The sequence below is a fragment of the Mesobacillus jeotgali genome, assembly GCF_014856545.2.
Taxonomy (GTDB): domain Bacteria; phylum Bacillota; class Bacilli; order Bacillales; family Cytobacillaceae; genus Mesobacillus.
In genome coordinates this window covers 3,111,460-3,136,724 of sequence record NZ_CP109811.1, presented here as the reverse complement: position 1 = coordinate 3,136,724, position 25,265 = coordinate 3,111,460, and the positions used below count along the sequence as shown (strand labels likewise).

Below are 25,265 nucleotides of genomic sequence, written 5' to 3'. Positions count from 1 at the left end.
ATTCCCACTAACTCTATGATCGGGAGGGGATCACTTGGAAAAGGTAGATATTTTTAAGGATATTGCCGAGAGGACTGGCGGCGATATTTACCTGGGGGTTGTAGGTGCGGTCCGCACCGGAAAATCCACTTTTATTAAGAAATTTATGGAGCTGGTGGTTTTACCTAATATCAATAATGAGGCTGATAGAGCCAGAGCGCTTGATGAGCTGCCACAAAGTGCAGCAGGTAAAACGATTATGACTACTGAACCAAAATTCGTGCCTAACCAGGCAGCATCTGTTCATGTGGATGATGGCCTGGATGTGAATATCAGGCTCGTTGATTGTGTGGGTTATACAGTTCCAGGAGCGAAGGGCTATGAAGATGAGAATGGACCGAGGATGATCAATACGCCTTGGTATGAAGAGCCAATCCCTTTCCATGAAGCAGCTGAAATTGGAACAAGGAAGGTTATTCAGGAACATTCTACTCTTGGCGTCGTCATCACGACGGATGGGACAATTGGGGAAATCCCGAGACAGGATTACATTGAAGCAGAAGAAAGAGTGATTGAAGAGCTCAAGGAAGTCGGAAAGCCGTTTATCATGGTGGTGAACAGTGCACAGCCTTACCATCCAAATACAGAAACATTGCGGGCTCAGTTAGCGGATAAATACGATATCCCTGTACTGGCAATGAGTGTCGAAAGCATGCGTGAATCCGATGTTCTCAGTGTAATGCGGGAAGCTCTGTATGAGTTCCCTGTACTTGAAGTGAATGTCAACCTGCCTAGCTGGGTAATGGTGCTTCGAGAAAATCACTGGCTCCGTGAAAGCTACCAGGAAGCAGTCAAAGAGACTGTGAAGGATATCAAGAGGCTGCGTGATGTAGACAGGGTCGTCCATCAATTCAGCGATTTTGAGTACATTGACAGAGCTGGACTGGCGGGTATCGAAATGGGCCAGGGTGTTGCTGAAATCGACCTGTATGCCCCGGATGATCTTTACGATGAGATTCTGAAAGAAATCGTAGGCGTAGAGATACGCGGGAAGGATCATCTGCTTGAGCTGATGCAGGAGTTCGCCTATGCAAAAACCGAGTTTGACCAGATTTCTGATGCGCTTAAAATGGTTAAGCAGACAGGATATGGAATTGCTTCACCATCCTTGACTGACATGAGCCTGGAAGAACCAGAAATTATCCGCCAGGGATCGCGTTTCGGTGTTCGCCTAAGAGCAGTAGCGCCTTCAATCCATATGATTAAAGTGGATGTCGAATCTGAGTTCTCGCCAATCATTGGCACAGAGAAACAAAGTGAAGAACTTGTCCGCTATCTGATGCAGGATTTTGAAGATGATCCGCTGTCAATCTGGAATTCTGATATTTTTGGCAGGAGCTTGAGCTCAATCGTCAGAGAAGGAATTTCGGCAAAATTGAGCTTGATGCCTGAAAATGCACGATATAAATTAAAAGAAACGCTGGAAAGAATCATCAACGAAGGTTCCGGTGGATTAATAGCAATCATATTATAATTGGACTCCTTTTGGGAGTCTTTTTGTTTGTTTTTTAGAAGATTTTGATTCATACTCCATTATGTTGTCTTTACACAAAATGCTCTTCTAATATAACTTACCAGCAGCGAAATATGAGAAAAGACCTTGAAAACGTCCTTTGAATTAAGGATGAAAGACTTAAAATTCATTATTGCATGTTTGATGGTGCCAGTTACGGGTAATGAATTAGGGTCAACATATTACAAATATGTTTCAAAGAAGAAAAGATTCCCATTATTTCTTGAAATTATCTTGATAAGAGTAAAACATTATGATAATCTTTTAACAGAATTAGCGTTGTAGCTTAAAAACCCTTATATAACAGGGTTTCAAGCGATTTTAGGTTTCATTATCATAGTTTTTTGCAAACTAGGATAATAAAATCTGCCGGCAACGTATAGAATTCACAAGTTTTGTTTAGAAATGTAGTTAAGATGCTTAATTTCTGAGCAATGGGATCTCTTTGGGAGGAGGTGAATGGCATGAACAAAACAGAACTTATCAATGCAGTTGCGGAAGCTAGCGAGCTTTCAAAGAAAGATGCAACAAAAGCAGTTGACGCTGTTTTTGATTCAATCTTAAATGCATTAAAAGATGGGGACAAAGTACAATTAATCGGTTTTGGTAACTTCGAAGTTCGTGAGCGCGCTGCCCGTAAAGGTCGCAACCCACAAACTGGTGATGAAATCGAAATCTCTGCAAGCAAGGTGCCTGCTTTCAAACCAGGTAAAGCACTTAAGGATGCAGTGAAATAATTACATACGACGCACTGAGCGTATGCTAAACCCTAAGGGCCGCGACCTGTTCGCGGCCTTTTTTCTTTTCCGTAAATCTTATAATTTATTTTTAACGATAATTTTATACGATGTTTTTAAATCCAGCTCCATCGCGAGTTGTGTCTGATTGAGACATTTGAGTTTTTTATTGTTACAGTTGAATATTAAGTTTTGCCTGCCGAGAATTGGTTATGCTAAGATGAAAATATTATAATCTAATAGTTGCTTATCTATGCAGGATTATGATGAGATTGATGGATCATAGGAGGAAACGCAGATGTCAAACGTCAATCGTACCCAAATTGAAGAAGCGGTGCGTTTAATATTAGAAGCAGTCGGTGAAGATCCTAACAGGGAAGGTTTGCTAGATACTCCCAAACGGGTCGCGAAGATGTATGAAGAGGTTTTCTCAGGGTTGAACCAGGATCCTAAAGAATACTTCGAAACCATTTTTGGTGAGGACCATGAAGAGTTGGTATTAGTAAAGGATATCCCTTTCTATTCAATGTGTGAACATCATCTGGTTCCTTTCTTTGGCAAGGCGCATGTCGCATACATTCCGCGAGGTGGCAAGGTTACCGGACTCAGCAAGCTTGCAAGAGCGGTGGAAGCAGTGGCTAAAAGGCCTCAGCTTCAGGAAAGAATCACTTCCACGATAGCGAATTCGATTATGGAAAAGCTGGATCCCCATGGTGTCATGGTAGTGGTAGAAGCTGAACATATGTGCATGACAATGAGAGGGGTAAAGAAACCCGGCTCGAAAACAGTTACTTCTGCTGTAAGAGGTACTTTGGCAGAGGATGTTAACGCAAGAGCTGAAATTCTCTCATTGATTAAAGCTTAAAGAGATTTGATAACTAAAAAGTAGCATGCAAAAGTGTCAGAGGCTGAAAGTAATTCTTTTAGCCTTTTGTTATATTATAAGAAAAGCGCAAGCGCCTTGGTCAGCCCCGACAAGCGGCTCGAGCTGCTCAAAGCTAACGCTTCTCGCAAAATACTCGATGAAGCAATCATAGGGATGAAAACTGGCAAGGCGCTGGAGCTGGACAATTCTCGAAGTGAAGTTTTGGGACTTTTCTATCACGTTATAAAACGGGCTTAACGAGTGCGTCCCGAGCACGACATATTCTTTCCTGTAAGGGGGATAATAATGGATAAGAAACAAAGCGTTAATACGGATTATGTAGTAATCAAGGCCATTGAGGATGGCGTGAATGTTATTGGTCTTACAAGAGGGACCGACACTCGATTCCATCATTCTGAGAAACTCGACCAGGGTGAAGTTATGATTGCTCAGTTTACAGAACATACCTCTGCCATCAAAATCAGAGGGCATGCAAAGATCGTCACTCCATTCGGTGAAATAATGAGTGAGAAGAAGTAGATCAATGTAAAACCAACTATTTTGTTACAAAATCGAGCTTAGTTCTTCGTAAATAGTGTTTAATTTATAATATCCCGTTCATGTTTTTACTATTTGTGATATAATTGTCACTGCCTTGGAGTGTTCGGTACAATTGCAAAAATAGATTTTAGGCGCTTTTTTTATGTCTGTTTTCAATAGCCAGATATCTGCATACCGCTGGCTTTCATGATAGAACAAAATTGTGCCCGCCGCCGGCAATCCAACATAAATAAGGGGAACAAGGGTGATTTATTTGCTAGATTTACAAAACAAATTAGACGGCACAAGAGAGCTTCTTCTCGAAAAACTTTCACATCCTTATTTGCTGGAGCATGTAGAATCTCCTTTTATAGATGATGACAGGCTCTTGTTGCTTACCTCATTGATGGAACAGCAGGAAGTAAATCAGGAAAAAGCAAAGAACTATACTGTGACCACAATGCTCCTGCAAATTGCCCTTGATACCCATGAGCAGGTCCATAACTCACAACCAGGTGAAGAGGATGAAAGCCATAAGCGCCGCCAGCTTACGGTTCTCGCTGGAATTTATTTCAGTGGACTATATTACAAGCTGCTGGCTGATATGGATGATATAGAAATGATCAAGCTATTAGCTTCAGGTGTAAAAGAAGTCAATGAGCAGAAAATTTTGTTGTATCAAAAAGAAGCTGAAGCGATCGATAAATTAATGGAAAGTGTTAAATTAATCGAGTCGGCTCTTTTAGGCAAGGTCGCTGACCATTTGGATGCTTCAGAATGGTTTGAATTCGCTTCCAATTGGCTTTTTGTCAAGAGACTGCTTTCAGAAGAAACCAAGTTCATTAAATCCGGCAGTTCACTGGTTTTTAATGCGCTAAAAAAGATTGCTCTGCCAAAAATGGACCAGAGTACAACAGATCTGTCATCGGAACAGCAGAAATACCTTTTAACAATTTGCACAAGATATATTGAATTCTCAATGACGAAGATAAATGCAGCATTAAAGAAGCTGCCAGGGATGAACAGCTTGCTGATGGAACGGTTAGACCTGATTGCAGGGCAGCATCAGACCATGTCTAAAAAATTCGCGGAAGAAGGGTAATGCAATGCAGCAATCGAAAGAACAACGTGTTCATGGAGTCTTTGAAAAAATCTATGAGAATTACGATCAAATGAATTCTGTCATCAGTTTTCAGCAGCATATTAAATGGCGCAATGACACAATGAAAAAGATGAATGTCCAAAAGGGAGCCAAAGCACTTGATGTTTGTTGCGGAACGGCTGATTGGACGATTGCGCTTGCAGAAGCTGCCGGGAAAGATGGCGAAGTAGTCGGACTTGATTTCAGCAAAAATATGCTGAAGATAGGCGAGGAGAAATTGCAGGCCCGCAACCTGGATCAGGCAAATCTAATCCATGGGAATGCAATGGAGCTCCCGTTCGAGGATAATAGTTTTGACTATGTAACCATTGGTTTTGGTCTGAGAAATGTGCCTGATTACAATCAGGTGCTGCGTGAAATGTACAGGGTCCTTAAACCGGGCGGGATGGCAGTATGCCTCGAAACCTCCCAGCCTACAATGCCGGGTTTCAAGCAAGCATACCGATTATACTTCAGGTTTGTCATGCCGATGTTCGGCAAACTGTTCGCTAAGAGCTATGATGAGTATTCCTGGCTCCAGGAATCCGCTAAAGATTTTCCAGGCATGAAAGAGCTTGCCAAAATGTTCTCCGAAGCAGGTTTCATTAATGTTGAATACAAGCCATATAGCGGCGGGGTAGCAGCCGTGCATATCGGCCGGAAATAGGAAGAGTGCGAAGGATTTGGTCTGTTGACACTGTCTTGAGTGGTTTCTTCCAAGTTTAACGAAAAGCGTTTTACTGGCTTGAAGGCTTGCAAGGCGCTCTGGCTGGACCATTCTCCAGGATAATAAACATTCTGATGGTAAAATAGACTATGGCTGTCCTTTTCTTTTTCGCCCGTCAAGGAAGGTCAGCCTGTTTTATTTTAGTATTACGGCAATGTTGATGATAGCGAAGAGGCTATCAGAATGGGTCCGGATGTAGAGAAATTAATTAGCTTGGCCGTTAAAGCTCCAAGCATAATAGAAATCTCCTGAATGCATTGAGGCGCCGAAAAGGACGGTCAAAGCAGCATCAATGATATCGAGGATGTAAAAGCTGGGTGGATAATTATGAAGATGAAGTTACTATATACATATTTGAATTCTGATTTGACATTGATAGAAAGAGAACTGGAAGAAGCGATCCAGGCGGATTCCCAGCTGCTAAGCCAGGCTAGCCTGCACTTGCTTAAAGCCGGCGGGAAACGGATCAGGCCCGTTTTTGTTCTCCTCGGCGGAAAATTCGGTGATTATGATATCAATATCATCAAGGATGCAGCAGTCTCACTTGAACTCATCCATATGGCCTCCCTGGTCCATGATGACGTAATCGACGATGCTGAATTGCGCAGAGGGCAGGCGACAATCAAAGCAAAATGGGATAACAGGATTGCGATGTATACTGGGGATTATATTTTTGCCAGGGCGTTGGAGCTTATGACTGACATCAAAAATCCGACAGCACACCAAATCCTCTCTGATACAATAGTCGAACTAAGTGTTGGCGAAATAGAACAGATAAAAGATAAATATAATTTTGACCAGAACCTGCGTAATTACTTGCTGAGAATCAAGCGGAAGACTGCTCTTCTTATTGCAGCGAGCTGTCAGCTTGGTGCGGTAGTATCAGGAGTTCCTGAACAGGACCACCGTAAATTGTATAAGTTTGGCTACTATGTCGGTATGTCCTTCCAGATCACCGATGACGTGCTGGATTTCACTGGTACAGAAAAAGAACTTGGGAAGCCTGCTGGCGGGGACCTTCTGCAGGGGAATATAACTCTTCCTGTACTGTACGCAATGCAGGACGAATACATCAAAAGCCGCATCAGGAATGTACATGAGGGCATGCCAAGAGAAGAACTTAATGAAATACTTAAGCTTGTTCAGGATTCCGGTGCGATTGAAAAATCACTGAAAATCAGTGACCGTTACCTGGATAAGGCCCTTGAAATCCTTGAAGAGCTCCCATCTAATAAGGCCAAGAAGTCATTGCGCGATATCGCCAGGTTCATCGGGAAACGCAAGTATTAGCAAGTTGCGAATTTTTCAAAAAAATGATACTATTTCTAAGGATTGCTTTTGTAAGCGGTTCACATACATATATGAATTAGGAGTGGAACTCATGGAAAAGACTTATTTGATGGTAAAGCCTGACGGTGTACAGCGCAACCTGATTGGTGAAGTTGTAGCCCGTTTCGAAAAGAAAGGCTTCCAGCTTGTTGGCGCAAAACTTATGAACATCCCAAGAGAACTTGCTGAAGAGCATTACGGCGAACATAAAGAGCGTCCATTCTTCGGTGAATTAGTAGACTTCATTACTTCAGGCCCAGTATTCGCTATGGTATGGCAGGGAGAGAATGTTATTTCTACAGCACGCCAGATGATGGGTGCAACTAACCCTAAGGATGCAGCTCCTGGAACAATCCGCGGAGACTTCGGGGTTACTGTAGGCAAGAACGTAATTCACGGATCTGACTCACCAGAAAGTGCAGAGCGTGAAATCGGACTATTCTTCAAACAAGAAGAACTTGCTGAATACAGCAAATTAATCAACGAGTGGGTTTACTAAAATAACCCCTGGACACTTGTGAATAGCAAGTGTCCTTTTTTTTACAGGTTCTATCACTTATGTAATTTCCCTATCACTACACCTATCGGTTTTTCCAGACATATGAAAAAATATCTCACTCTAAATATCAATTTTCGATATAATGAAAATGTCCAACTTTTTCTAGTACCGAGAGGGAGCAAAATGATGCCGCAAGACTATGAACAGTTTATTTCGAAAATCTACCAGAAGACTGGTATAAACCTTGCTCTATACAAAGAAGCCCAAATGAAAAGAAGGTTGACTTCACTCTATCAAAAGAAGGGCTACTCATCTTTCAAAGAGTTTTTCCAGGCTCTGGACAATGACAAGCAGCTCATGAACGAATTTTTGGATCGAATGACAATCAATGTCTCCGAGTTTTATAGAAACGCAAAGCGGTGGGAAGTCCTCGATCAATCGATGATTCCAGAGTTGTTAAGCAAAAATCCAAAGCCGAAAATCTGGAGCGCAGCCTGCTCAACTGGAGAAGAGCCTTATACCTTATCAATGGTGCTGTCAAAGCATTTGCCATTATCGAAGATCCAAATTCTTGCGACAGATATTGATGATAACGTACTTGCAAAAGCCAAGCTCGGAGTTTATTCAGAAAGGGCATTGAATGAAGCCCCTGAAGAAATGGTTAAAAAGTTTTTTCGGCAGGATGGATCTTATTATGCTGTGGAAGATGACATTAAGAAGACTGTAACCTTTAAAAAGCAAAATTTGCTTGCCGACCATTTTGGCGGACCTTTTGATTTAATTGTCTGCCGCAATGTCCTCATTTATTTTACCGAGGAGGCAAAGGAAAGTATTTACCATAAATTCAGTGCAGCATTAAGGCCTGGCGGGATTTTGTTTGTGGGAAGCACAGAACAAATCTTCAACCCTGGCACATATAACTTTGAAACTGCAGATACTTTCTTTTACAGAAAGAAATAATAGGAGGAGCCGGGTAACCGAGCTCCTTCTTCCTTTGTCCCGAGAATGAGGGTGTATAACGCCGCAGATCTAGTTCCAGATCTCAATCGGATATTGAAGTCGGGGAGATTGTTTTTTGCGAGTCAACAGGCTTCATGATAAAATGACTTCATTCTTTAAATGGAATAATACATATTTCATAATTTTTAATTTATTTATTTTTAACTGTATGATATAGTAAAACAAATCCTTTAGCGAGTTGAAGGGGGAAAGCGTATGAGGTATTTAACAGCTGGAGAATCACATGGACCGCAGCTAACGACGATTATAGAGGGAATGCCAGCAGGCATGCCGCTCGTGGCAGAAGATATAAACCAAGAGCTGGCGCGCAGGCAGAAAGGCTATGGCCGCGGAAGAAGGATGCAAATTGAAAAGGATCAGGTGCAGATCACTTCAGGGATTCGGCATGGGTATACATTAGGTTCGCCGATTGCCCTTGTTGTAGAAAATAATGATTGGAAGCACTGGACCGGGATTATGGGACAGGAACCGCTCGATGACCTATCCTCTGATGAAGTCAAAAGGAAGATTTCACGTCCTCGACCTGGTCATGCAGACTTAAATGGGGCAATTAAGTATGGCCATCGGGATATGAGGAATGTTCTCGAACGTTCATCTGCCAGGGAAACGACTGTCAGGGTCGCAGCAGGTGCTGCCGCAAAAAAACTGCTATCACTGCTGGGTATCGAGTTGGTTGCCCATGTTGTTGAAATTGGCGGTGTGATAGCTGAAAAGCAGGATTTCGTTTCACTGGAACAGCTTAAAGAAGTAACAGAAGCTTCACCGGTCAGATGCTTCGATCCTGAAGCTGGGACAAAAATGATGGCAGCAATTGATGACGCGAAGCAAAATGGAGATTCTATTGGCGGTGTCGTTGAGGTAATAGCCGAGGGTATGCCTGCTGGAGTGGGCAGCTATGTCCATTATGACCGCAAGCTTGATGGGAAGCTTGCTGCGGCCATTATGAGCATCAATGCTTTCAAAGGTGTGGAGATCGGTATTGGCTTCGAAGCAGCCAGAAGGCCTGGCAGCCAGGTACATGATGAGATTGCCTGGGAAGAGGGCAGTGGATACTACCGGAAAACGAACCGGCTTGGAGGCCTTGAAGGCGGGATGACAACGGGCATGCCAATCGTTGTCCGTGGTGTAATGAAACCGATCCCGACTCTTTACAAGCCATTGATGAGTGTCGATATTGATTCCAAGGAACCTTTTGCTGCGAGTATTGAACGATCAGATGCCTGTGCTGTCCCTGCTGCTGCAGTGGTTGCTGAAAGCGTTGTTGCCTGGGAACTTGCTTCAGTCATCGTCGACCAATTTTACTCAGATCGATTTGACACATTAAAGGCATCAATCGAAGAGCAAAGAAGGACTGCGAGGGACTTTTAAAAATGCAGCAAGTGAATATCGTTGCAAGCACAAAAACCTATCCTGTTTATATTGGTAATGGTGCTATTCGTCAACTGCGAAGTATTGTTCAAGAGACTGAAGACAAATATACATCGATCATGATTATTACTGATGGAACAGTCGCCAAGCACCATCTTGATTCATTTTACAAACACACAGGCCTGGAAAGAATTTTTGAAAAAATCGTCCCATCAGGGGAAAAAGCGAAAACGTTCGATGTTTATCAGGATTGTCTTACTTCAGCGCTTGAAAATAAACTTGACAGGAAGTCGCTGATCATCTCTTTTGGCGGCGGGGCAGTCGGAGATTTGGCAGGGTTTGTGGCCGCAACTTATATGAGGGGAATCCGCTTCATACAAGTCCCGACCACTATTCTTGCTCATGATAGTGCCGTGGGAGGGAAGGTGGCAATCAACCACCCATTAGGCAAGAATATGATTGGGGCCTTCCATCAACCCGAAGCTGTCGTCTATGATTTGGATTTCCTGCAAACACTCCCTGAACATGAAGTTCGATCCGGCTTTGCGGAAGTAATCAAGCACTCCCTGATAAGAGATGAAAACTTTTATTTTTGGCTTAAAGAAGAAATCTATTCATTGGATAAAATGAATGATTCACAATTGCTTGAGTTTTTGACGAAGGGCATCCAAATTAAAGGATCTGTTGTCGCAGAAGATGAGAGGGAGACCGGAATTCGTGCATTTTTGAATTTCGGGCACACTCTTGGCCACGCAATTGAAGCCGAAGCAGGTTACGGAAAAGTTACTCACGGGGAGGCTGTAGCAATCGGGATGGTATTTGCCCTTCAATTAAGCAAACAATTGCTTGATCTTGATTTCGATGTAAAAGCATTCACGAACTGGCTTAACAATCTTGGATATATAACCAAGATTCCAGCGGGACTCTCTTCGGAACAGTTGCTGGAAAGAATGAAGCAGGATAAAAAAACTGTTAATGGGGCAATCCGTTTCGTATTACTTGAAAAGCTCGGAGTGCCTTCCCTCAAGGAAGTCGAGGAAAAGGTATTAAGGATGAACCTGATGAAGTTTGCAGAAGAGGGGGAGTTACATGATTAGGGGAGTAAGAGGAGCTATTACAGTAAACAAAAATGATGAACAAGAAATCATAACAGCTGCTGAAAGACTTTTAAAAGAAGCAGTCGCTGCCAACGATATTACACCGAATGATGTTGCTTCAATTTTCATTTCTGCTACTGATGATGTTGATGCAGCCTTTCCGGCAAGGGCTTTAAGAAATTTGGACGGCTGGACCTATGTTCCGGTCATGTGTATGCAAGAATTATCAGTTCCCGGCTCGCTGCAGAAGTGTATCAGAGTCATGATTCATTTCAACACTGAGAAACCACAGGAAGAGATCAAGCATATTTACCTTGAGGGAGCTGCAGGATTACGACCTGATTTATAACTTAATCCTTTTTTGCAGCGCCAAAACAGTGTATGATAGGCTCATGTTCTTTATTACTTTAATTAGATAGTGGATTAAAGAGTAGAATAGTCGAGGTGGATTAGATGAGATGGAAAGAGCAGCTACTAAAATTAAACCCGTATCAGCCTGGTAAATCGATCAGTGAAGTGAAAAGGCAGTATGGTTTATCCGAGATTGTAAAATTGGCATCAAATGAGAATCCATTTGGATCTTCAGAAAAAGTGCAAAATGAAATCGCAAATTATGCTGGTAAGTATTCAATATACCCAGATGGATATGCAACCGAGCTTCGTACACATTTGGCAGACCATTTAGGTGTAAAGGAAGCACAAATCATTTTTGGCAACGGGTCGGATGAAATCATCCAAATGATTGCCCGCGGCTTGCTTACACCTGAGTCAAAAACTGTGATGGCCGCTCCGACTTTTCCGCAGTATAAGCACAATGGAATTATCGAAGGCTGTGAAATAACAGAAATTCCATTAGTGGACGGTGCTCATAACTTGGAGGGGATGGCTGCTGCCATTGATGATCGGACAACAGTTGTCTGGTTATGCTCTCCGAATAATCCGACAGGTGTCTATATAACCGAAGAAGAATTAACAGCGTTTATGGCACGGGTACCAAGCGATGTGCTTGTCGTGCTTGATGAAGCTTATTTTGAATATGTGACAGCGGAAGATTATCATGATTCCCTGAGTCTATTAGAGCAGTATAAAAACTTGATTATCCTGCGGACATTTTCCAAAATATACGGCCTGGCCAGTTTTCGGGTTGGTTATGGAATCGCCCACGAAGATACCATCAGGGCACTTGAACCGGCAAGAGAGCCATTCAATGTCAATACATTGGCGCAGGCAGCTGCAATAGCAGCGCTTGGTGACCAAAAATTTGTAGATGAATGTAAAATCGAAAACAAAAACGGCCTCCAGCAATTTTATGATTTTTGTGATCGTACAGAGTTAAAATATTTCCCATCGGAAGGCAACTTCATCTTGATCGATTTTAACAGGGATGGCCAGGAGGTTTTTCAATACCTGCTTGAAAGAGGTTATATTGTGCGTTCCGGTACAGCACTTGGATTCCCAACCTGTGTAAGGATTACCATTGGCTCAAAAGAACAAAACCAAGGTGTAATTGAATTGATCAAAGAATACTTGAGTATTGATACTGTAATATCTAAATAAGGGTGTTGATTTTATGGAAGGCCGCGTATTGATCATTGGTCTTGGTTTGATTGGCGGCTCTCTGGCAATGTGTATAAAAGGGCAGCATCCGCAGGCAGAACTAATTGGCTTGGATGCCGATAAAAATCAAATGGATCTGGCCAAGATGCTGGGTGTCATTGACCGTGCAGCAGTCAGTATAGAGGCGGAAGCACCGGAGGCGGACTTAATCATTATTGCGACTCCGGTATTGGCCACCGAAAACATAATTGGCCTATTAGCTACATTGCAACTGAAAGATGAGGTCATTGTTACCGACACCGGCAGTACAAAGGGATATATTTCAACTAAGGCCGCGTGCCTGAGATCAAAAGGAATTGCCTTCATTGGCGGCCATCCAATGGCCGGTTCCCATAAAAGCGGTGTTGCCGCAGCCAAAAGAATCCTGTTTGAAAATGCATTCTATCTTCTTACACCTGAGACTACAGTCAGAAGTGAGACGGTAGACCGGCTAAAAGCCTGGCTTTCTGGCACGAGGGCAAAGTTCCTGGATGTTTCACCTGAAGAACATGACTATCTAACAGGAGTTGTCAGCCATTTTCCACATATAATAGCAGCTTCCCTCGTCCACCAGGCATCACGGGCGGACGAAGGTAATCCTCTCGTCAACCGTCTGGCTGCTGGAGGGTTCAGGGATATAACCCGAATCGCATCAAGTAATCCGCAGATGTGGAGAGACATCCTGCTTCAAAACCGGGAGGTCCTCATTTCGCTGTTAACTGACTGGCAAGATGAAATGAGCCGGGTAAAAGAATTGCTGGTAGCTAATGAACAGGACAGGATCTTTGATTTTTTTGATACAGCCAAAAAATATCGGGATGGCCTCCCGGTAAGCGACAAAGGGGCTATTCCAAGCTTTTATGATCTGTTTGTGGATGTCCCTGACTATCCAGGGGTGATTTCTGAAGTCACCGGATATCTAGCAGTGGAAAACATCAGTATAACGAATATCAGAATCATAGAAACTCGTGAAGATATATACGGGGTACTGGTGATCAGTTTCCAGACGCCTGACGACCGTGCCAGGGCACAAGAATGTATTGGAAAAAAGACAGACTATGAAATGTCTGTTGCAGAGTAGACTTAAGGAGCAGAAAAATGTCAGTGAAAACTCTTTTAACAAATAGAACCTCTTTGGAGGGGCAAGTTAAAGTACCTGGTGATAAATCCATTTCGCATAGAGCAGTCATGTTCGGGTCGATAGCCAACGGAGTCACCCGTATTGAAAACTTCCTGCCCGGAGAAGATTGTTTAAGTACGATTTCCTGCTTCCGGCAGCTCGGTGTTGAAATTGTCCAGAACGGCAGCGATGTAACAGTTACAGGAAAAGGTACGGCGGGGTTAAGACAGCCTCAGGAAACACTGTATGTCGGAAATTCCGGAACAACCATACGGCTGATGATGGGAATCCTTTCGGGCTTGCCGTTTAAATCCACTCTTGAAGGTGACGAATCAATCGCGAGAAGGCCAATGACGAGAGTGACCCTTCCTCTCAGCAAAATGGGAGCAAGCATTACGGGAAGGAATAATGGGGAATTCACTCCGCTGACAGTGCAAGGCCAAAAATTAAATGGGATTACATATGAACTGCCAGTTGCCAGTGCGCAGGTAAAATCAGCGATCCTGCTAGCCGGTTTGCAGGCTGAAGGTGAGACAGTAGTTGTTGAGCCCGTGAAAACAAGGGATCATACCGAGCGGATGATCAAGCAATTTGGCGGCCAGGTAGAACGTAAGGAGAATGCCGTAAAGGTAACCGGCGGACAAATGCTGAAGGGGACTGATATAAATGTTCCTGGTGATATTTCATCCGCTGCCTTTTTTCTGGTCGCAGCCGCTGTCGTTCCTGGCAGTGATATCATTCTGCGGAACGTTGGGCTAAATCCGACAAGAACCGGAATAATCGATGTGCTAAGAGCAATGGGAGCCGACTTCATAGTCGAACCTTACGAGGGTGAATCAGCTGAACCAGCTGGAGATATAAGAATAAAACATTCAGAATTGAGGGGCACAATAATTGAAGGCGACCTGATTCCTCGATTAATCGATGAAATCCCAGTCATTGCTTTGCTGGCAACACAGGCCGAGGGCAAGACGGTCATTAAGGATGCCGGGGAGTTGAAGGTGAAGGAAACAAATCGCATTGATACCGTTGTCAATGAACTAAAGAAGCTCGGGGCGGACATAGAGGCTACAGATGATGGCATGATTATACAAGGGAATCAAAGCCTTCAAGGCGGCACTGTGTCAGCACACGGTGACCACAGGATTGGAATGATGCTGTCAATCGCCGCGCTTCTTTGTAAAAGGGATGTCATCCTAGAGCAAAGTGAAGCGGTCGCCGTATCTTATCCGGGATTCTTTGATGATTTGTATTCCTTGCTGCAAAAATAATATAGTATTTTCCTGAAGGAAGGCCAATCATGAGGAATGGATGGCCTTCTGTCTATTTACATGTAAAACTAAAAGAAACTCCGTTATATTCTCGTAATTTCAGCATAGTTTGTCATAAGACCGTTAAAGGAGTGGTTTTATGGCTTACATTATAGAAAATGTCCATCTCTTGAAAGGACAAGCCTTCATAGATACAAGCATGCTGGTGGAGGGCCAGCGAATCTTATCTGCAACATCCAACTTTGAACGTTATAACTATATGAGGATGGATGCGGACAAATATATAATGACCCCGACTCATGTCCTCTTTGATCCGAATCTCCCTGTAAAAGAATCTTTTAAAGAGAGAAAAGAATACTATCTGAAGAACTTTATAATGAAGGGCAGCACAGTTGTTTTCACTACAGTCAAAATTCAATTTGAACGGCAGCTTGAAGAAAAGCTTAATCAGGCGAAAAGTCATTATTTAGACAGCCCAATTGACTTTGTTCTTGGGGTTAGTATCCCGCCGCGCTTGATGAATCCTGGATTTATCAGGAAATGTAAAAAACTGAAAATACCAGCGATCTTTCTGGAAATCGATGAAATGGACAAATTGGCGGCGATGCCGTGGGGATGGATCAAGGAAGCGCTGTTTCCTTATAACTGTCCGATCATTCCAGTCTTTCCTGAAAACAAGCATAAAAAAGGGAGACAGCTGCAGCTAAATGCCTGGAGTGATTTGATGAAAAAAGAAAGGGTCCCCTCGGTGGATGAAGATCTAGCGACCCCGGGCCCCGTTTCAAGGTCGATTTTAAAGAAAACTGGCATCTTCCCAGAAAAATCAAATCTGCACAGTGGCGGAGAACTCAGCTATAATCTTTACAATATAAACGCGGAAACCAAACATCGTGATGAACATGGGTTGTTTTTTCAATCGAAGCATCTGGCCGTCACTGTCGATAAGGGAAAAGTCATTCGCGCCGGGGACGAGGTTTATTATCGGCCAGGAAAGGGAGAGAATGTTATAATTAAGACACCAGGATTTTTTACAGACAATTATTAAAGGGCACGCTGGTTCAAGAATGAATTGCTGATCAGACAGCTTCAGGCCAACCGGCAAATAATGCAAAGCCTAAAGTAAGGGTAGGATGATAAAAATGGTCGGAGTAAATGAAATAACAACTTATATTGAAAATGGATATCTTGAAAAAGCAATGGCTGCTTATAAAGGCATTCTTGAAAAAGGAAGCGACGAAGAAAAATTCCTTCTCTCTGAGGAGTTGTTCCGGTTCGGTTTCATTGAAGAAACAGAGGCTTTGATTGAAAGTTTATTGAAGAATTATCCGGACGAAGGCGAACTCCATGTTCTGCTCGCTGAAGCTCAGATTGAAATGGGGAAAGAGGAAGAGGCTATGCTATCTCTTGAAAGGGTAGATGAAGATGACCCTTCTTTTCCACAAGCGTTGCTTCTGCTGGCAGACCTGTATCAGATGGAGGGTCTGTTTGAGGTGAGTGAAAAGAAACTCCTTGAGGCCAAGAGGTTATTACCGGAGGAGCCAGTAATTGACTTTGCTCTTGGTGAGTTATATGCCCACCAGGGAAAACTTATTGAAGCAATACAGTTTTATGAGACAGCCCTTAAGTCGCATGAAGAAATTGGCGGAGTGAATATTAATCAGAGATTGGCTGAATCATTAAGTGCTGGCGGTTCGTTCGAGGAAGCTCTCGTTTTTTACGAAAAAGCGCTTGAGCAAAAGCTGGAAATTAATACTTTGTTCGGTTTTGCTTTTACAGCCCTCCAGGCAGGCTATAATAAAACAGCGATTGACAAGTTTGAGGAACTTAAAGCTCTTGATCCTGAATACCATTCGCTCTATCTCTATCTGGCAAAAGCCTATGAGCGAGAGGAAATGGCCGAAGAGGCGTTCGAAGCTGTTAAACAGGGTATCGATCAGGATGAGTTCAATAAAGATTTATACTTTTATGGCGGCAAATTGGCACTTAAGATTCCTGATGAGGAAGCTGCTGAGAAATTGCTTCGTGAAGCAATCGCTCTGGATCCAGGGTTTATGGAAGGAGTCCTTGTCCTGAACAAACTGCTGCTTAAGCAGGAGCGCTATGAAGATGTACTTGAGCTGGTGCGTGCAGCTGACATCCACGAAGAAGAAGAGGAACCACAGATTCTTTGGGATGAGGCAATTGCTTATCAGCAAATTGAAGAATTTTCACAGTCATTAAACAAATACCAACTAGCATATACTTTCTTTAAAGACAACAAAGAATTTTTGTCAGACTACGGATATTTTTTAATTGAAGAAGGAAAAATGGCCGACGCCGCCGAAATTTTTAGTAAGTTAGTTGAAAAAGAACCTGGCAATGAAGAATTCCGTGAGTTATTGGAACGCTTGACGGAGAATCAGTAATTTTAACAAAAAATTTGAGTTATGCAGAGGAGGGATTCAAAAATGACAACCCCTGTATCTGTCAACGAGAAAAAGGATTTCATCCGCTGGTTTTTGAACCATTACCAGCTTAAAAGGCGGGAATGCGTTTGGATCCTTAACTACTTGATGAGCCATGACCAGCTGATGGAAAAGGTGCATTTTGTGGAAAATGCACAGTATTGTCCAAGGGGATTAGTGATGTCGACCCATTGCGTGGATGAAGTGCCTTTCAGGTTCTTTAAAGAAAATGTGATGACGACAGATGCAGAAAAGTCTTTCCACGACATTCGCTTGAACAGGGAAGAAGAAATTTACATCCAATTGAATTTCCACGCTTCAAACAAAGCCCACCAATTTGCGGCCGTGCTGGAAGAAAACCCTTATGTTCCGGGTCAGCTCCAAATTAGCGAAAGTGACAAGATGGTAGCAGAAAGATTTCTTGAAGAAAGCATTCAAAAGTTCCAAAAAGACAAACTGCTTACCATGATCGATGAGGCACTGGACAGCCAGGACCAGGAGGCTTTCGAACATCTCACTGAACAATTAAAAAGATTGGGTACCGTCAACTCATTTTAGCTTGCTTTTGATAGCAGGCTTTTTATTTTGCCAGATTTTGTGTGGGTGACATCCTGTATGCGGTCTGAAGGCTTAAGGAAAAGTTACGGATTTGCCTGATCCTGAGGTGGCGTATGTGGAGGAAAAGCATGCGTAAGGGTATCTATTGGCTTGAACGGTACCCTTATGGTACAAAGTTGCTTGCATAAGGGTACGACTAGCCCAGAATTGTACCCTTATAGAAGTCGAAAGGGCTGCATAAGGGTACGATTAGCTCAGAAATGTACCCTTATCGGAGTTGAAAGGGCAGCATAAGGGTACGATTAGCTCAGAATTGTACCCTTATAGAAGTCGAAAGGGCTGCATAAGGGTACGATTAGCTCGGAAATGTACCCTTATAGAAGTCGAAAGGGCTGCATAAGGGTACGACTAGCCCAGAATTGTACCCTTATAGAAGTGGAAAGGGCAGCATAAGGGTACGATTAACTCGGAATTGTACCCTTATAGAAGTGGAAAGGGCAGCATAAGGGTACGATTAACTCGGAATTGTACCCTTATAGAAGTTGAAAGCGCTGCATAAGGGTACGATTAACGAAGAGAACCCGCATTTTTGTCCGACCCCGACCAACATCGGACACCATCTCAAAAGTTGAAACCTAAGTCCCCCCAAGCCATCAAACGATTCGAAAACTAATTTTAATCATGATATTATAGAAAGGTGTAAATAAAGGACGAGAGATAGCCTTTGTTTATGACTAAGCCTAATAGAATGATGGAGATGGTATTATGAAATGGGTGGCAGCAGATGTAGAAATGTATCAGAAAGCTGCTGAGTATGTAGACACTGTAATCGTCCCGCTCTTGCCAGTTTCTTTTGGTGAGGATATGAAGCAAAATGCTTCGATGGCGGAATTCATTGGAATCCTTACATCACAGCTGGAGAAGCAGTTTCGGGGCCGAATCTTCCTTTTGCCTGATTTTGTATACATAAAGGAAAATGAGGGAAGCTTGAACGCTTTGAAGGAGTGGGAGAACACTCTCTTGGAGAAGCAATTTAAACATATATTTTATGTGACGTCGGACAGCCGATGGAGACAGCAGGAAAAAGAGCTGAGTGGAAATGTTCTATGGCTTCCGTCCTTGTCTTTGGAGCATATGCAGGAGCAGCAGAAGGTTGCCATAGTGGATGATCAGGTAAAGCAATTATTATCGCTGTTCACAGAGAAATGGGAAGAAGAATAATTCAGTGTTATTTTTCTCACTGCAAAAAATGTTTTCAACATAGTATTATATTGATTTTGTAATGAGATTGATATATCATGGTTATGTCCTAGTTTTAAAATGTGTTTAAATTATGTCCGTTGGGGACTTAACTTGGGAATAGAGGGGGGAATAGCGTGAGTAAGCATCGTGTTTCAAGACGACAATTCTTAAACTATACTCTAACAGGTGTAGGCGGTTTCATGGCTGCAGGGATGCTGATGCCAATGGTTCGATTTGCCGTTGATCCTGTACTTAAGGGTGAAGATGCGGGGGATTTTATCGCGACTCCATTGAAGATCGCAGATATCACAAATGAACCGCAAAAAGTAAACTTTTCTTTCACACAAAAAGATGCATGGTATGAATCTGAAGAAACTGGAACTGCTTGGGTTTTCAAGAACGAAGGCGGGGAGATTATTGCCCTGTCGCCAGTATGTAAACACCTTGGTTGTGTAGTAGACTGGAATACGGATAAGAAAAACCCGAATATGTTCTTCTGTCCTTGCCACTACGGTCTTTATGAAAAGGACGGTACAAACGTGCCTGGCACACCGCCGTTGGCACCATTGGATGTATATCCAACAAAAGAAAAAGACGGGTTCCTTTATGTAGGAAAAGCCGAACCACGAAAGGGGGCGTAATCTTTGTTAAACAAAATTTACGATTGGGTAGATGAGCGTTTAGATATTACGCCTTTGTGGCGCGATATCGCAGACCATGAGGTACCAGAGCACGTTAACCCGGCGCACCACTTTTCAGCGTTCGTGTATTGCTTTGGCGGTCTGACGTTTTTCATCACTGTCATTCAGATCCTATCCGGGATGTTCCTGACAATGTACTATGTGCCGGACATCAAGAACGCATGGGAATCTGTTTATTATCTTCAAAACCAGGTAGCATTCGGACAAATTGTCCGCGGTATGCATCACTGGGGAGCGAGCCTTGTCATCGTTATGATGTTCTTACATACGCTTCGCGTGTTCTTCCAGGGCGCTTATAAGAAACCTCGTGAATTGAACTGGGTTGTCGGAGTTCTGATTTTCTTCGTCATGCTGGCTCTTGGCTTGACTGGATACTTGCTTCCATGGGATATGAAAGCATTATTCGCGACTAAGGTTACATTGCAGATTGCAGAAGCTGTACCATTGATTGGGCCATACATTAAGATATTGCTTTCTGGACATTCAACGATCGTTGGTGCTCAAACCTTGACTCGTTTCTTTGCGATTCACGTATTCTTCCTGCCTGCTGCACTACTAGGCTTGATGGGAGCGCACTTCCTGATGATTCGTAAGCAAGGTATTTCTGGTCCATTGTAAAATTCGATTAAAAATGTTGTGCGAATAGTAATTCGCCCAATGATACGGAAAAAGGAGGGGATTGCTCGATGCATCGTGGTAAAGGTATGAAGTTCGTAGGAGACTCACGTGTCCCTGCAGAACGTAAGCCTAATATTCCGAAGGATTACTCGGAATACCCTGGCAAAACGGAAGCGTTTTGGCCTAACTTCCTGTTGAAGGAATGGATGGTTGGTGCGGTCTTCCTGATCGGATACTTGAGCTTGACAATAGCTCACCCGTCTCCGCTTGAGAGGATTGCCGATCCTACTGATACAGCGTATATTCCATTGCCAGACTGGTATTTCTTATTCTTATATCAATTGCTTAAGTATTCTTATGCTTCCGGTCCATATACTGTTATCGGGGCATTGGTCATCCCGGGTCTTGCATTTGGCGCGCTTCTGCTTGCTCCATTTATTGACCGTGGACCTGAGCGTCGCCCGTCTAAGCGTCCGCTTGCGACAGGCTTTATGCTGTTATCAATCGCTGCAGTTTTCTTCCTTACTTGGGAATCTGTTGCCACCCATGACTGGGAAGCAGCCAAGAAACAGGGACAGATTGCGGATGTCGAAATCGACAAAAACTCTGATGGATATAAAATTGCACAAGCGCAAACTTGTATTTCATGCCATGGCGGCGAACTTGCCGGTGGTGCTACAGCGCCAAGTTTGTTAGATACAAAAATGAATGCCGAAGAAATTGCAGACGTTGCCAAGAATGGTAAAGGAAGCATGCCTGCAGTTTTCAAAGGTACGGATGAAGAACTCAAGACTCTTGCTGAATTCATCGACGGCCTAAGCGAGTAATATGTCAAAGAACCTGCAAGGTAACTTGCAGGTTCTTTTTTGCGCAAATTTTATTCATGGGTCATCCTTACATAAGAAGTTTATTTGTTTAGAGATAAATATTGATAAGAAATGAATTAAAGACAAATGGCACTTAATGAAAACAACAAAGGAAAACTTGGTTTATTTTCTATAAACTGTAATAATAGTGTTAGAAAACTTGGGAATGGAGATAGTCAAAATGATCAAGAGAATATACCCTTTGCTAGGGAATAGATCCGTATTATGGCTGTTATTTTGGGTGAATGTTTTGGGGACGGCTTACGGGTACTATTGGTACAAATGGCAGCTTATCGATACGCCGGCAGAATTCCTTTTATTTGTACCTGATAGTCCGACTGCCAGTTTGTTTTTTGTTTTCGTTCTAGGGGCCTTCCTTATGGGGAAAAACTGGCCGCTTATGGAAGCATTGGCTATTGTTAGCCTAGTCAAATATGGCCTTTGGGCGGTAGTCATGAATTTAATGGTATTCTTCGTTTCAGGACAGCTGGACTGGATCGGTCTTATGCTTATGGCATCTCATTTTGCTATGGCAGTGGAAGGTGTCTTATATGCTCCTTTTTATCGAATGAAGGCATGGCACTTAATTGCAGCTGCGGTTGTACTTCTTCATAATGAAATCATTGATTATGTTTTTGAAATGATGCCAAGGTACCATACGCTAGATTTATACATGGACCAGATTGGGTATTTTACATTTTGGCTGAGCATCTTCTCGATTGCCGTGGGATATTACTTCGGGCTGCGGCCGGGGCGATTCTCTCTTTCACTAAAAAGATCAAGATAACCCTGGAATTTTGGTCTAACCTTGTCCACCCTCTCATACATTTTAATAGTATTTAGAGGGGGGACAGGAATGAGAGCAAAATATCTTTTATTCATTTCGGTGCTATTATTATTGATTGCGCCGTTCGCAGCATACGCAGAACCACAGTCGCCTGTTGAAGAACTAGACAATATATCAGACCAAGCACTGCAAATGGTTAAACTCCACCGGTATGAAGATGCAAACAGGCTGCTGGATCATTTTTCAGAAGAATTCTTGCTGGTTACTGGAAATGAACGGCCTTTTACCATGGATGAACTGCGGATTATCACTGTGGCACATGATGAAGCAGTTGAGGCTGTAGCAAACGCAGATCTGGGACATGCCGAAAGGATGAACAGGGTCACAAAATTCAGGCTTGTCATTGATGCGATTGCTTCCACACACCAGCCATTATGGACAGAGATGGAAGGGCCCATCATGACGGTTTTCAATGATATGAAGACTGCTGCATATGAGGGTGACAATGACCAATTTCATTCGAACCTTAATTCATTCCTGTCTTTATACAATGTGATTTATCCGAGTATGAAGATTGACATCAATCCGGAAAGGATCCAAAGAGTTGATGCCAAAGTAAGTTTTATTGACCAGTATCGGCCGCAGGTATTACAAGAGGCTTCCAGCAAGGAAGAACTTGAAATGCTTGAATCGGATTTGCAGAACATCTTTGATGATATGACAGAGGATGAAGCGGACCCTTCACTGTGGTGGGTAATGATTTCCACTGGAAGTATCATTATTCTTACATTGTCCTATGTGGGCTGGAGAAAATATAGAGGCGACAATGACAAAAAAAGAAATGTGCAAAAAGAACATAAGAATTGACACCGTAATCTAGTATTTATAAAATAGTGATAACATCATGAGATGTAAGGGGAGGTACTAGATGTCTATAATAATCTATTTTGCGCTTATTATTTTGATCCCGTTATGGGCTCAATTCAAAGTAAAAGGAGCATACAAGAAATATTCACAGGTTGCTTCTTCGTCCCAAATGACGGGCGCAGAGGTGGCTCGTAAAATTCTCGATGAAAACGGGTTATACAATGTTGGTGTCGAAGAAACCAGAGGTTATTTAAGTGACCACTACGATCCGCGTTCAAAGGTTGTACGTTTATCTTCAAATAACTTTTTTGGCCACTCAGTTGCTGCAGCTGCAATCGCTGCTCACGAAGTAGGCCATGCGATTCAGGATGCTGAGGATTACTCGTTCCTTCGATTCCGCCATGCGCTTGTTCCAGTGGCAAGCTTAGGTTCAAACTTCTCATGGATTCTGATCCTGATTGGGATTTTCGCTCAATTAAGCGGATTGCTTTTACTAGGTATTCTTTTCATGGCAGCGGCTGTTGTATTCCAATTGGTAACTTTACCGGTTGAATTCAATGCTTCAAACCGTGCAATGGAACAGGTGGTTTCAGCGGGAATCATCAGGAATGATGAAGAAAGAGAAACAAAGAAAGTATTGAACGCTGCTGCACTGACATATGTAGCTGCGGCCGCTGTTGCGGTACTAGAACTTGTTCGTTTAGTAATGATTTACACAGGGATGACTAGTGAAGAATAAAAAAATCCGGACTTAGATCCGGATTTTTTTATGTGTCTGGGAAGATCATTTCTACTTTGAAAATGCCTCTGGCACCCAGCTCCTATATGTTTTTATCTTTCCAAAGGCAACTTATTTTCATCAAGCGTAAATCCTTCACCCAGTACATCATGGACAACGGTAACCGATACAAATGCGTGGGGATCCACAGAATTAATGACGCTTTTCAATCGGACGATTTCATTCTTGGCAACAACGCAGTATAAAACATCTCTTTCTGCTCTCGTATAAGATCCTACAGCTTTTAGGCTGGTGACGCCCCTATCCATTTCTTTCATGATTTTGGCTGCGATTTCCTCATTTTTATCGGAGATAATCATGGCTCCTCTTGCAGCATATGCACCTTCCTGCATAAAGTCAATTACCCTGGCACCTACAAAAACGACCACAAGCGTATACATGGCCTCCCTGTAGTTCAGATATGTAAGAAGGGAAAGTGTGATTACGCCAAAATCGAACATGAACATTGTCCGGCCCATCGTCCAGCCGAAATATTTCTGCGCAAGTCTTGCAATAATGTCGACTCCACCAGTTGTTCCCCCATAACGGAAGATGATACCTAGACCGATTCCGATGAACACGCCGGCAAACAAGGCAGCTAAAAATAAGTCTTCATATAAGGGCATCTCAATCTGATATTTCTGGAATATTGCCAGAAAGATGGAAACACCTACTGTGCCTATGATTGTATAGATAAATACATTGCGGCCAAGCAGCTTCCAGCCTATGAAAAAAAGCGGCAAGTTTAATAACAAGTTCGTAATGGAAGGAGACCAGCCGAATACGAAATAAAGCAATAGTGTAATACCAGTGAAGCCGCCCTCTGCCAGGTTATTTTGCATATTGAAATGAACAAGACCGAATGAAAAAATAGCCGCACCAAGCAAAATGAAAAAGATGTTTTTGATTTTTAAGCCGTTCAGCACGATTTATTCCTCCTAAAAGTACGACTAAAATTCTCCAAATGAAGCGCTTATATTATATAAAATATAACCAACAAGGGCAATCTTTTACAGGAGGAGCTTGAAGAGTCGGAATTTTCCAAGACACTTGTCCAGTGGTTTCAGCTTTAGATTTTGATTTAGGGCTTTATTGCTGGTATGCCCATAAATAGTTTGAAATAAAAATATTTGTCAAAGCACCTCCATTAAGCTAACATCGATATAGATATACATACAAATAAAGGTTAGGTGAGTTTCTTGAGTGGAAATAAAACGATGAAAGAACTCCAGCAGGAAGTGGATACTTATATAAGCCAATTTAAAGAAGGTTACTTCAGTCCGCTTGCTTTGACTGCACGCATGACCGAGGAGCTCGGTGAGCTGGCTCGTGAGGTTAACCATTATTATGGTGAAAAGCCAAAGAAAAACGATGAAAAAGAAAAGACAATTGAAGAAGAGCTGGGAGATATGCTGTTTGTTATGATTTGTTTTGCCAACTCTTTAAATATAGACCTTGAAGAAGCGCATAACATGGTCATGGAAAAGTTCAATACAAGGGACAAAGACCGCTGGACGAGAAAAGACAGCTAAAGGAGACTAA

27 protein-coding genes are annotated in these 25,265 nt (G+C 42.7%); 26 read left to right on the top strand and 1 reads right to left on the bottom strand.

The window, feature by feature from the left end; genetic code table 11:
• Positions 1 to 34 precede the first annotated feature (34 nt).
• The 25 genes from spoIVA to FOF60_RS15970 all read left to right on the top strand — a co-directional run bounded on the left by spoIVA (position 35) and on the right by FOF60_RS15970 (position 23,684).
• Complete coding sequence (gene spoIVA / locus FOF60_RS16090) at positions 35 to 1,513, top strand: stage IV sporulation protein A (protein ID WP_192470604.1); 1,479 nt, start codon at positions 35 to 37, stop codon at positions 1,511 to 1,513.
• Positions 1,514 to 2,016: 503 nt separating this feature from the next.
• Positions 2,017 to 2,289: an HU family DNA-binding protein gene (locus tag FOF60_RS16085; protein WP_023627533.1), complete on the top strand. Its 273-nt coding sequence runs from the start codon at positions 2,017 to 2,019 to the stop codon at positions 2,287 to 2,289.
• Between the two features lie 298 nt (positions 2,290 to 2,587).
• Positions 2,588 to 3,154, top strand: a complete 567-nt coding sequence (folE, locus tag FOF60_RS16080) for a GTP cyclohydrolase I FolE (RefSeq protein WP_192470603.1) — start codon at positions 2,588 to 2,590, stop codon at positions 3,152 to 3,154.
• 306 nt (positions 3,155 to 3,460) lie between these two features.
• Positions 3,461 to 3,694, top strand: a complete 234-nt coding sequence (gene mtrB / locus FOF60_RS16075; protein ID WP_192470602.1) for a trp RNA-binding attenuation protein MtrB — start codon at positions 3,461 to 3,463, stop codon at positions 3,692 to 3,694.
• A 265-nt stretch (positions 3,695 to 3,959) separates the two neighbouring features.
• Positions 3,960 to 4,796 (top strand): heptaprenyl diphosphate synthase component 1, encoded by an 837-nt coding sequence (locus FOF60_RS16070; RefSeq protein ID WP_264647578.1) that lies wholly within the window; start codon positions 3,960 to 3,962, stop codon positions 4,794 to 4,796.
• A gap of 4 nt (positions 4,797 to 4,800) precedes the next feature.
• Positions 4,801 to 5,502, top strand: a complete 702-nt coding sequence (locus tag FOF60_RS16065; protein ID WP_192470601.1) for a demethylmenaquinone methyltransferase — start codon at positions 4,801 to 4,803, stop codon at positions 5,500 to 5,502.
• Between the two features lie 387 nt (positions 5,503 to 5,889).
• Positions 5,890 to 6,852, top strand: a complete 963-nt coding sequence (gene hepT, locus FOF60_RS16060; RefSeq protein ID WP_192470600.1) for a heptaprenyl diphosphate synthase component II — start codon at positions 5,890 to 5,892, stop codon at positions 6,850 to 6,852.
• 91 nt (positions 6,853 to 6,943) lie between these two features.
• Positions 6,944 to 7,390 (top strand): nucleoside-diphosphate kinase, encoded by a 447-nt coding sequence (ndk, locus tag FOF60_RS16055; RefSeq protein ID WP_102263408.1) that lies wholly within the window; start codon positions 6,944 to 6,946, stop codon positions 7,388 to 7,390.
• 186 nt (positions 7,391 to 7,576) lie between these two features.
• Positions 7,577 to 8,350, top strand: coding sequence for a CheR family methyltransferase (locus FOF60_RS16050; RefSeq protein WP_192470757.1), 774 nt, complete (start codon positions 7,577 to 7,579; stop codon positions 8,348 to 8,350).
• A 255-nt stretch (positions 8,351 to 8,605) separates the two neighbouring features.
• Positions 8,606 to 9,778 (top strand): chorismate synthase, encoded by a 1,173-nt coding sequence (aroC, locus tag FOF60_RS16045; protein WP_192470599.1) that lies wholly within the window; start codon positions 8,606 to 8,608, stop codon positions 9,776 to 9,778.
• A 2-nt stretch (positions 9,779 to 9,780) separates the two neighbouring features.
• On the top strand, positions 9,781 to 10,875 hold the full coding sequence (gene aroB / locus FOF60_RS16040; protein ID WP_192470598.1) for a 3-dehydroquinate synthase: 1,095 nt from the start codon (positions 9,781 to 9,783) through the stop codon (positions 10,873 to 10,875).
• Complete coding sequence (gene aroH / locus FOF60_RS16035) at positions 10,868 to 11,224, top strand: chorismate mutase (RefSeq protein WP_192470597.1); 357 nt, start codon at positions 10,868 to 10,870, stop codon at positions 11,222 to 11,224. Before aroB ends, aroH begins: the two co-directional genes overlap by 8 nt.
• 104 nt (positions 11,225 to 11,328) lie before the next feature.
• Entirely contained in the window at positions 11,329 to 12,432 is a 1,104-nt protein-coding gene (gene hisC / locus FOF60_RS16030; protein ID WP_192470596.1) for a histidinol-phosphate transaminase, read from the top strand.
• 13 nt (positions 12,433 to 12,445) lie between these two features.
• The gene (locus FOF60_RS16025) at positions 12,446 to 13,552 is read left to right on the top strand and encodes a prephenate dehydrogenase (RefSeq protein ID WP_192470595.1); all 1,107 of its coding nucleotides are present in this window, start codon (positions 12,446 to 12,448) and stop codon (positions 13,550 to 13,552) included.
• Between the two features lie 17 nt (positions 13,553 to 13,569).
• Positions 13,570 to 14,862 carry a 3-phosphoshikimate 1-carboxyvinyltransferase gene (gene aroA, locus FOF60_RS16020; protein ID WP_192470594.1) on the top strand — a complete coding sequence of 431 codons (1,293 nt, stop codon included), beginning with the start codon at positions 13,570 to 13,572 and terminating at the stop codon, positions 14,860 to 14,862.
• 139 nt (positions 14,863 to 15,001) lie between these two features.
• Positions 15,002 to 15,907 carry a hypothetical protein gene (locus tag FOF60_RS16015; protein WP_192470593.1) on the top strand — a complete coding sequence of 302 codons (906 nt, stop codon included), beginning with the start codon at positions 15,002 to 15,004 and terminating at the stop codon, positions 15,905 to 15,907.
• Between the two features lie 94 nt (positions 15,908 to 16,001).
• Entirely contained in the window at positions 16,002 to 17,267 is a 1,266-nt protein-coding gene (locus FOF60_RS16010) for a tetratricopeptide repeat protein (protein ID WP_192470592.1), read from the top strand.
• Positions 17,268 to 17,309: 42 nt separating this feature from the next.
• Entirely contained in the window at positions 17,310 to 17,864 is a 555-nt protein-coding gene (locus tag FOF60_RS16005; RefSeq protein WP_192470591.1) for a ReoY family proteolytic degradation factor, read from the top strand.
• Between the two features lie 765 nt (positions 17,865 to 18,629).
• A complete protein-coding gene (locus FOF60_RS16000) occupies positions 18,630 to 19,085 on the top strand; it encodes a YpiF family protein (RefSeq protein WP_192470397.1) in 456 nt (151 codons plus the stop codon).
• Positions 19,086 to 19,240: 155 nt separating this feature from the next.
• Positions 19,241 to 19,747 carry a QcrA and Rieske domain-containing protein gene (locus FOF60_RS15995; RefSeq protein WP_102263396.1) on the top strand — a complete coding sequence of 169 codons (507 nt, stop codon included), beginning with the start codon at positions 19,241 to 19,243 and terminating at the stop codon, positions 19,745 to 19,747.
• Positions 19,748 to 19,750: 3 nt separating this feature from the next.
• Positions 19,751 to 20,425: a menaquinol-cytochrome c reductase cytochrome b subunit gene (gene qcrB, locus FOF60_RS15990; protein ID WP_102263395.1), complete on the top strand. Its 675-nt coding sequence runs from the start codon at positions 19,751 to 19,753 to the stop codon at positions 20,423 to 20,425.
• 68 nt (positions 20,426 to 20,493) lie between these two features.
• Positions 20,494 to 21,252, top strand: coding sequence for a menaquinol-cytochrome c reductase cytochrome b/c subunit (locus FOF60_RS15985; RefSeq protein WP_192470398.1), 759 nt, complete (start codon positions 20,494 to 20,496; stop codon positions 21,250 to 21,252).
• 223 nt (positions 21,253 to 21,475) lie between these two features.
• The gene (locus FOF60_RS15980; RefSeq protein WP_192470573.1) at positions 21,476 to 22,078 is read left to right on the top strand and encodes a lipoprotein heptaprenylglyceryl N-acetyltransferase LhaT; all 603 of its coding nucleotides are present in this window, start codon (positions 21,476 to 21,478) and stop codon (positions 22,076 to 22,078) included.
• A 69-nt stretch (positions 22,079 to 22,147) separates the two neighbouring features.
• On the top strand, positions 22,148 to 22,945 hold the full coding sequence (gene ypjB / locus FOF60_RS15975) for a sporulation protein YpjB (RefSeq protein ID WP_192470399.1): 798 nt from the start codon (positions 22,148 to 22,150) through the stop codon (positions 22,943 to 22,945).
• Between the two features lie 61 nt (positions 22,946 to 23,006).
• On the top strand, positions 23,007 to 23,684 hold the full coding sequence (locus FOF60_RS15970) for a zinc metallopeptidase (RefSeq protein WP_192470400.1): 678 nt from the start codon (positions 23,007 to 23,009) through the stop codon (positions 23,682 to 23,684).
• Positions 23,685 to 23,776: 92 nt separating this feature from the next.
• Here FOF60_RS15970 and FOF60_RS15965 read toward each other — a convergent pair whose 3' ends face one another.
• Positions 23,777 to 24,649, bottom strand: coding sequence for a YitT family protein (locus FOF60_RS15965; protein WP_192470401.1), 873 nt, complete (start codon positions 24,647 to 24,649; stop codon positions 23,777 to 23,779).
• A 291-nt stretch (positions 24,650 to 24,940) separates the two neighbouring features.
• Between FOF60_RS15965 and FOF60_RS15960 the strand changes: the two genes are divergently transcribed.
• Positions 24,941 to 25,255 carry a nucleotide pyrophosphohydrolase gene (locus FOF60_RS15960; RefSeq protein ID WP_041964555.1) on the top strand — a complete coding sequence of 105 codons (315 nt, stop codon included), beginning with the start codon at positions 24,941 to 24,943 and terminating at the stop codon, positions 25,253 to 25,255.
• Positions 25,256 to 25,265 lie beyond the last annotated feature (10 nt).

Excerpts from the sequence above, each read along its gene's own strand:
- FOF60_RS16085 (WP_023627533.1), top strand. The coding sequence starts at position 2,017 with ATGAACAAAACAGAACTTATCAATGCAGTTGCGGAAGCTAGCGAGCTT.
- folE (WP_192470603.1), top strand. The coding sequence starts at position 2,588 with ATGTCAAACGTCAATCGTACCCAAATTGAAGAAGCGGTGCGTTTAATA.
- mtrB (WP_192470602.1), top strand. The coding sequence starts at position 3,461 with ATGGATAAGAAACAAAGCGTTAATACGGATTATGTAGTAATCAAGGCC.
- FOF60_RS16065 (WP_192470601.1), top strand. The coding sequence starts at position 4,801 with ATGCAGCAATCGAAAGAACAACGTGTTCATGGAGTCTTTGAAAAAATC.
- hepT (WP_192470600.1), top strand. The coding sequence starts at position 5,890 with ATGAAGATGAAGTTACTATATACATATTTGAATTCTGATTTGACATTG.
- ndk (WP_102263408.1), top strand. The coding sequence starts at position 6,944 with ATGGAAAAGACTTATTTGATGGTAAAGCCTGACGGTGTACAGCGCAAC.
- FOF60_RS16050 (WP_192470757.1), top strand. The coding sequence starts at position 7,577 with ATGCCGCAAGACTATGAACAGTTTATTTCGAAAATCTACCAGAAGACT.
- aroC (WP_192470599.1), top strand. The coding sequence starts at position 8,606 with ATGAGGTATTTAACAGCTGGAGAATCACATGGACCGCAGCTAACGACG.
- aroB (WP_192470598.1), top strand. The coding sequence starts at position 9,781 with ATGCAGCAAGTGAATATCGTTGCAAGCACAAAAACCTATCCTGTTTAT.
- aroH (WP_192470597.1), top strand. The coding sequence starts at position 10,868 with ATGATTAGGGGAGTAAGAGGAGCTATTACAGTAAACAAAAATGATGAA.
- hisC (WP_192470596.1), top strand. The coding sequence starts at position 11,329 with ATGAGATGGAAAGAGCAGCTACTAAAATTAAACCCGTATCAGCCTGGT.
- FOF60_RS16025 (WP_192470595.1), top strand. The coding sequence starts at position 12,446 with ATGGAAGGCCGCGTATTGATCATTGGTCTTGGTTTGATTGGCGGCTCT.
- aroA (WP_192470594.1), top strand. The coding sequence starts at position 13,570 with ATGTCAGTGAAAACTCTTTTAACAAATAGAACCTCTTTGGAGGGGCAA.
- FOF60_RS16015 (WP_192470593.1), top strand. The coding sequence starts at position 15,002 with ATGGCTTACATTATAGAAAATGTCCATCTCTTGAAAGGACAAGCCTTC.
- FOF60_RS16010 (WP_192470592.1), top strand. The coding sequence starts at position 16,002 with ATGGTCGGAGTAAATGAAATAACAACTTATATTGAAAATGGATATCTT.
- FOF60_RS16005 (WP_192470591.1), top strand. The coding sequence starts at position 17,310 with ATGACAACCCCTGTATCTGTCAACGAGAAAAAGGATTTCATCCGCTGG.
- FOF60_RS16000 (WP_192470397.1), top strand. The coding sequence starts at position 18,630 with ATGAAATGGGTGGCAGCAGATGTAGAAATGTATCAGAAAGCTGCTGAG.
- FOF60_RS15985 (WP_192470398.1), top strand. The coding sequence starts at position 20,494 with ATGCATCGTGGTAAAGGTATGAAGTTCGTAGGAGACTCACGTGTCCCT.
- ypjB (WP_192470399.1), top strand. The coding sequence starts at position 22,148 with ATGAGAGCAAAATATCTTTTATTCATTTCGGTGCTATTATTATTGATT.
- FOF60_RS15970 (WP_192470400.1), top strand. The coding sequence starts at position 23,007 with ATGTCTATAATAATCTATTTTGCGCTTATTATTTTGATCCCGTTATGG.
- FOF60_RS15960 (WP_041964555.1), top strand. The coding sequence starts at position 24,941 with ATGAAAGAACTCCAGCAGGAAGTGGATACTTATATAAGCCAATTTAAA.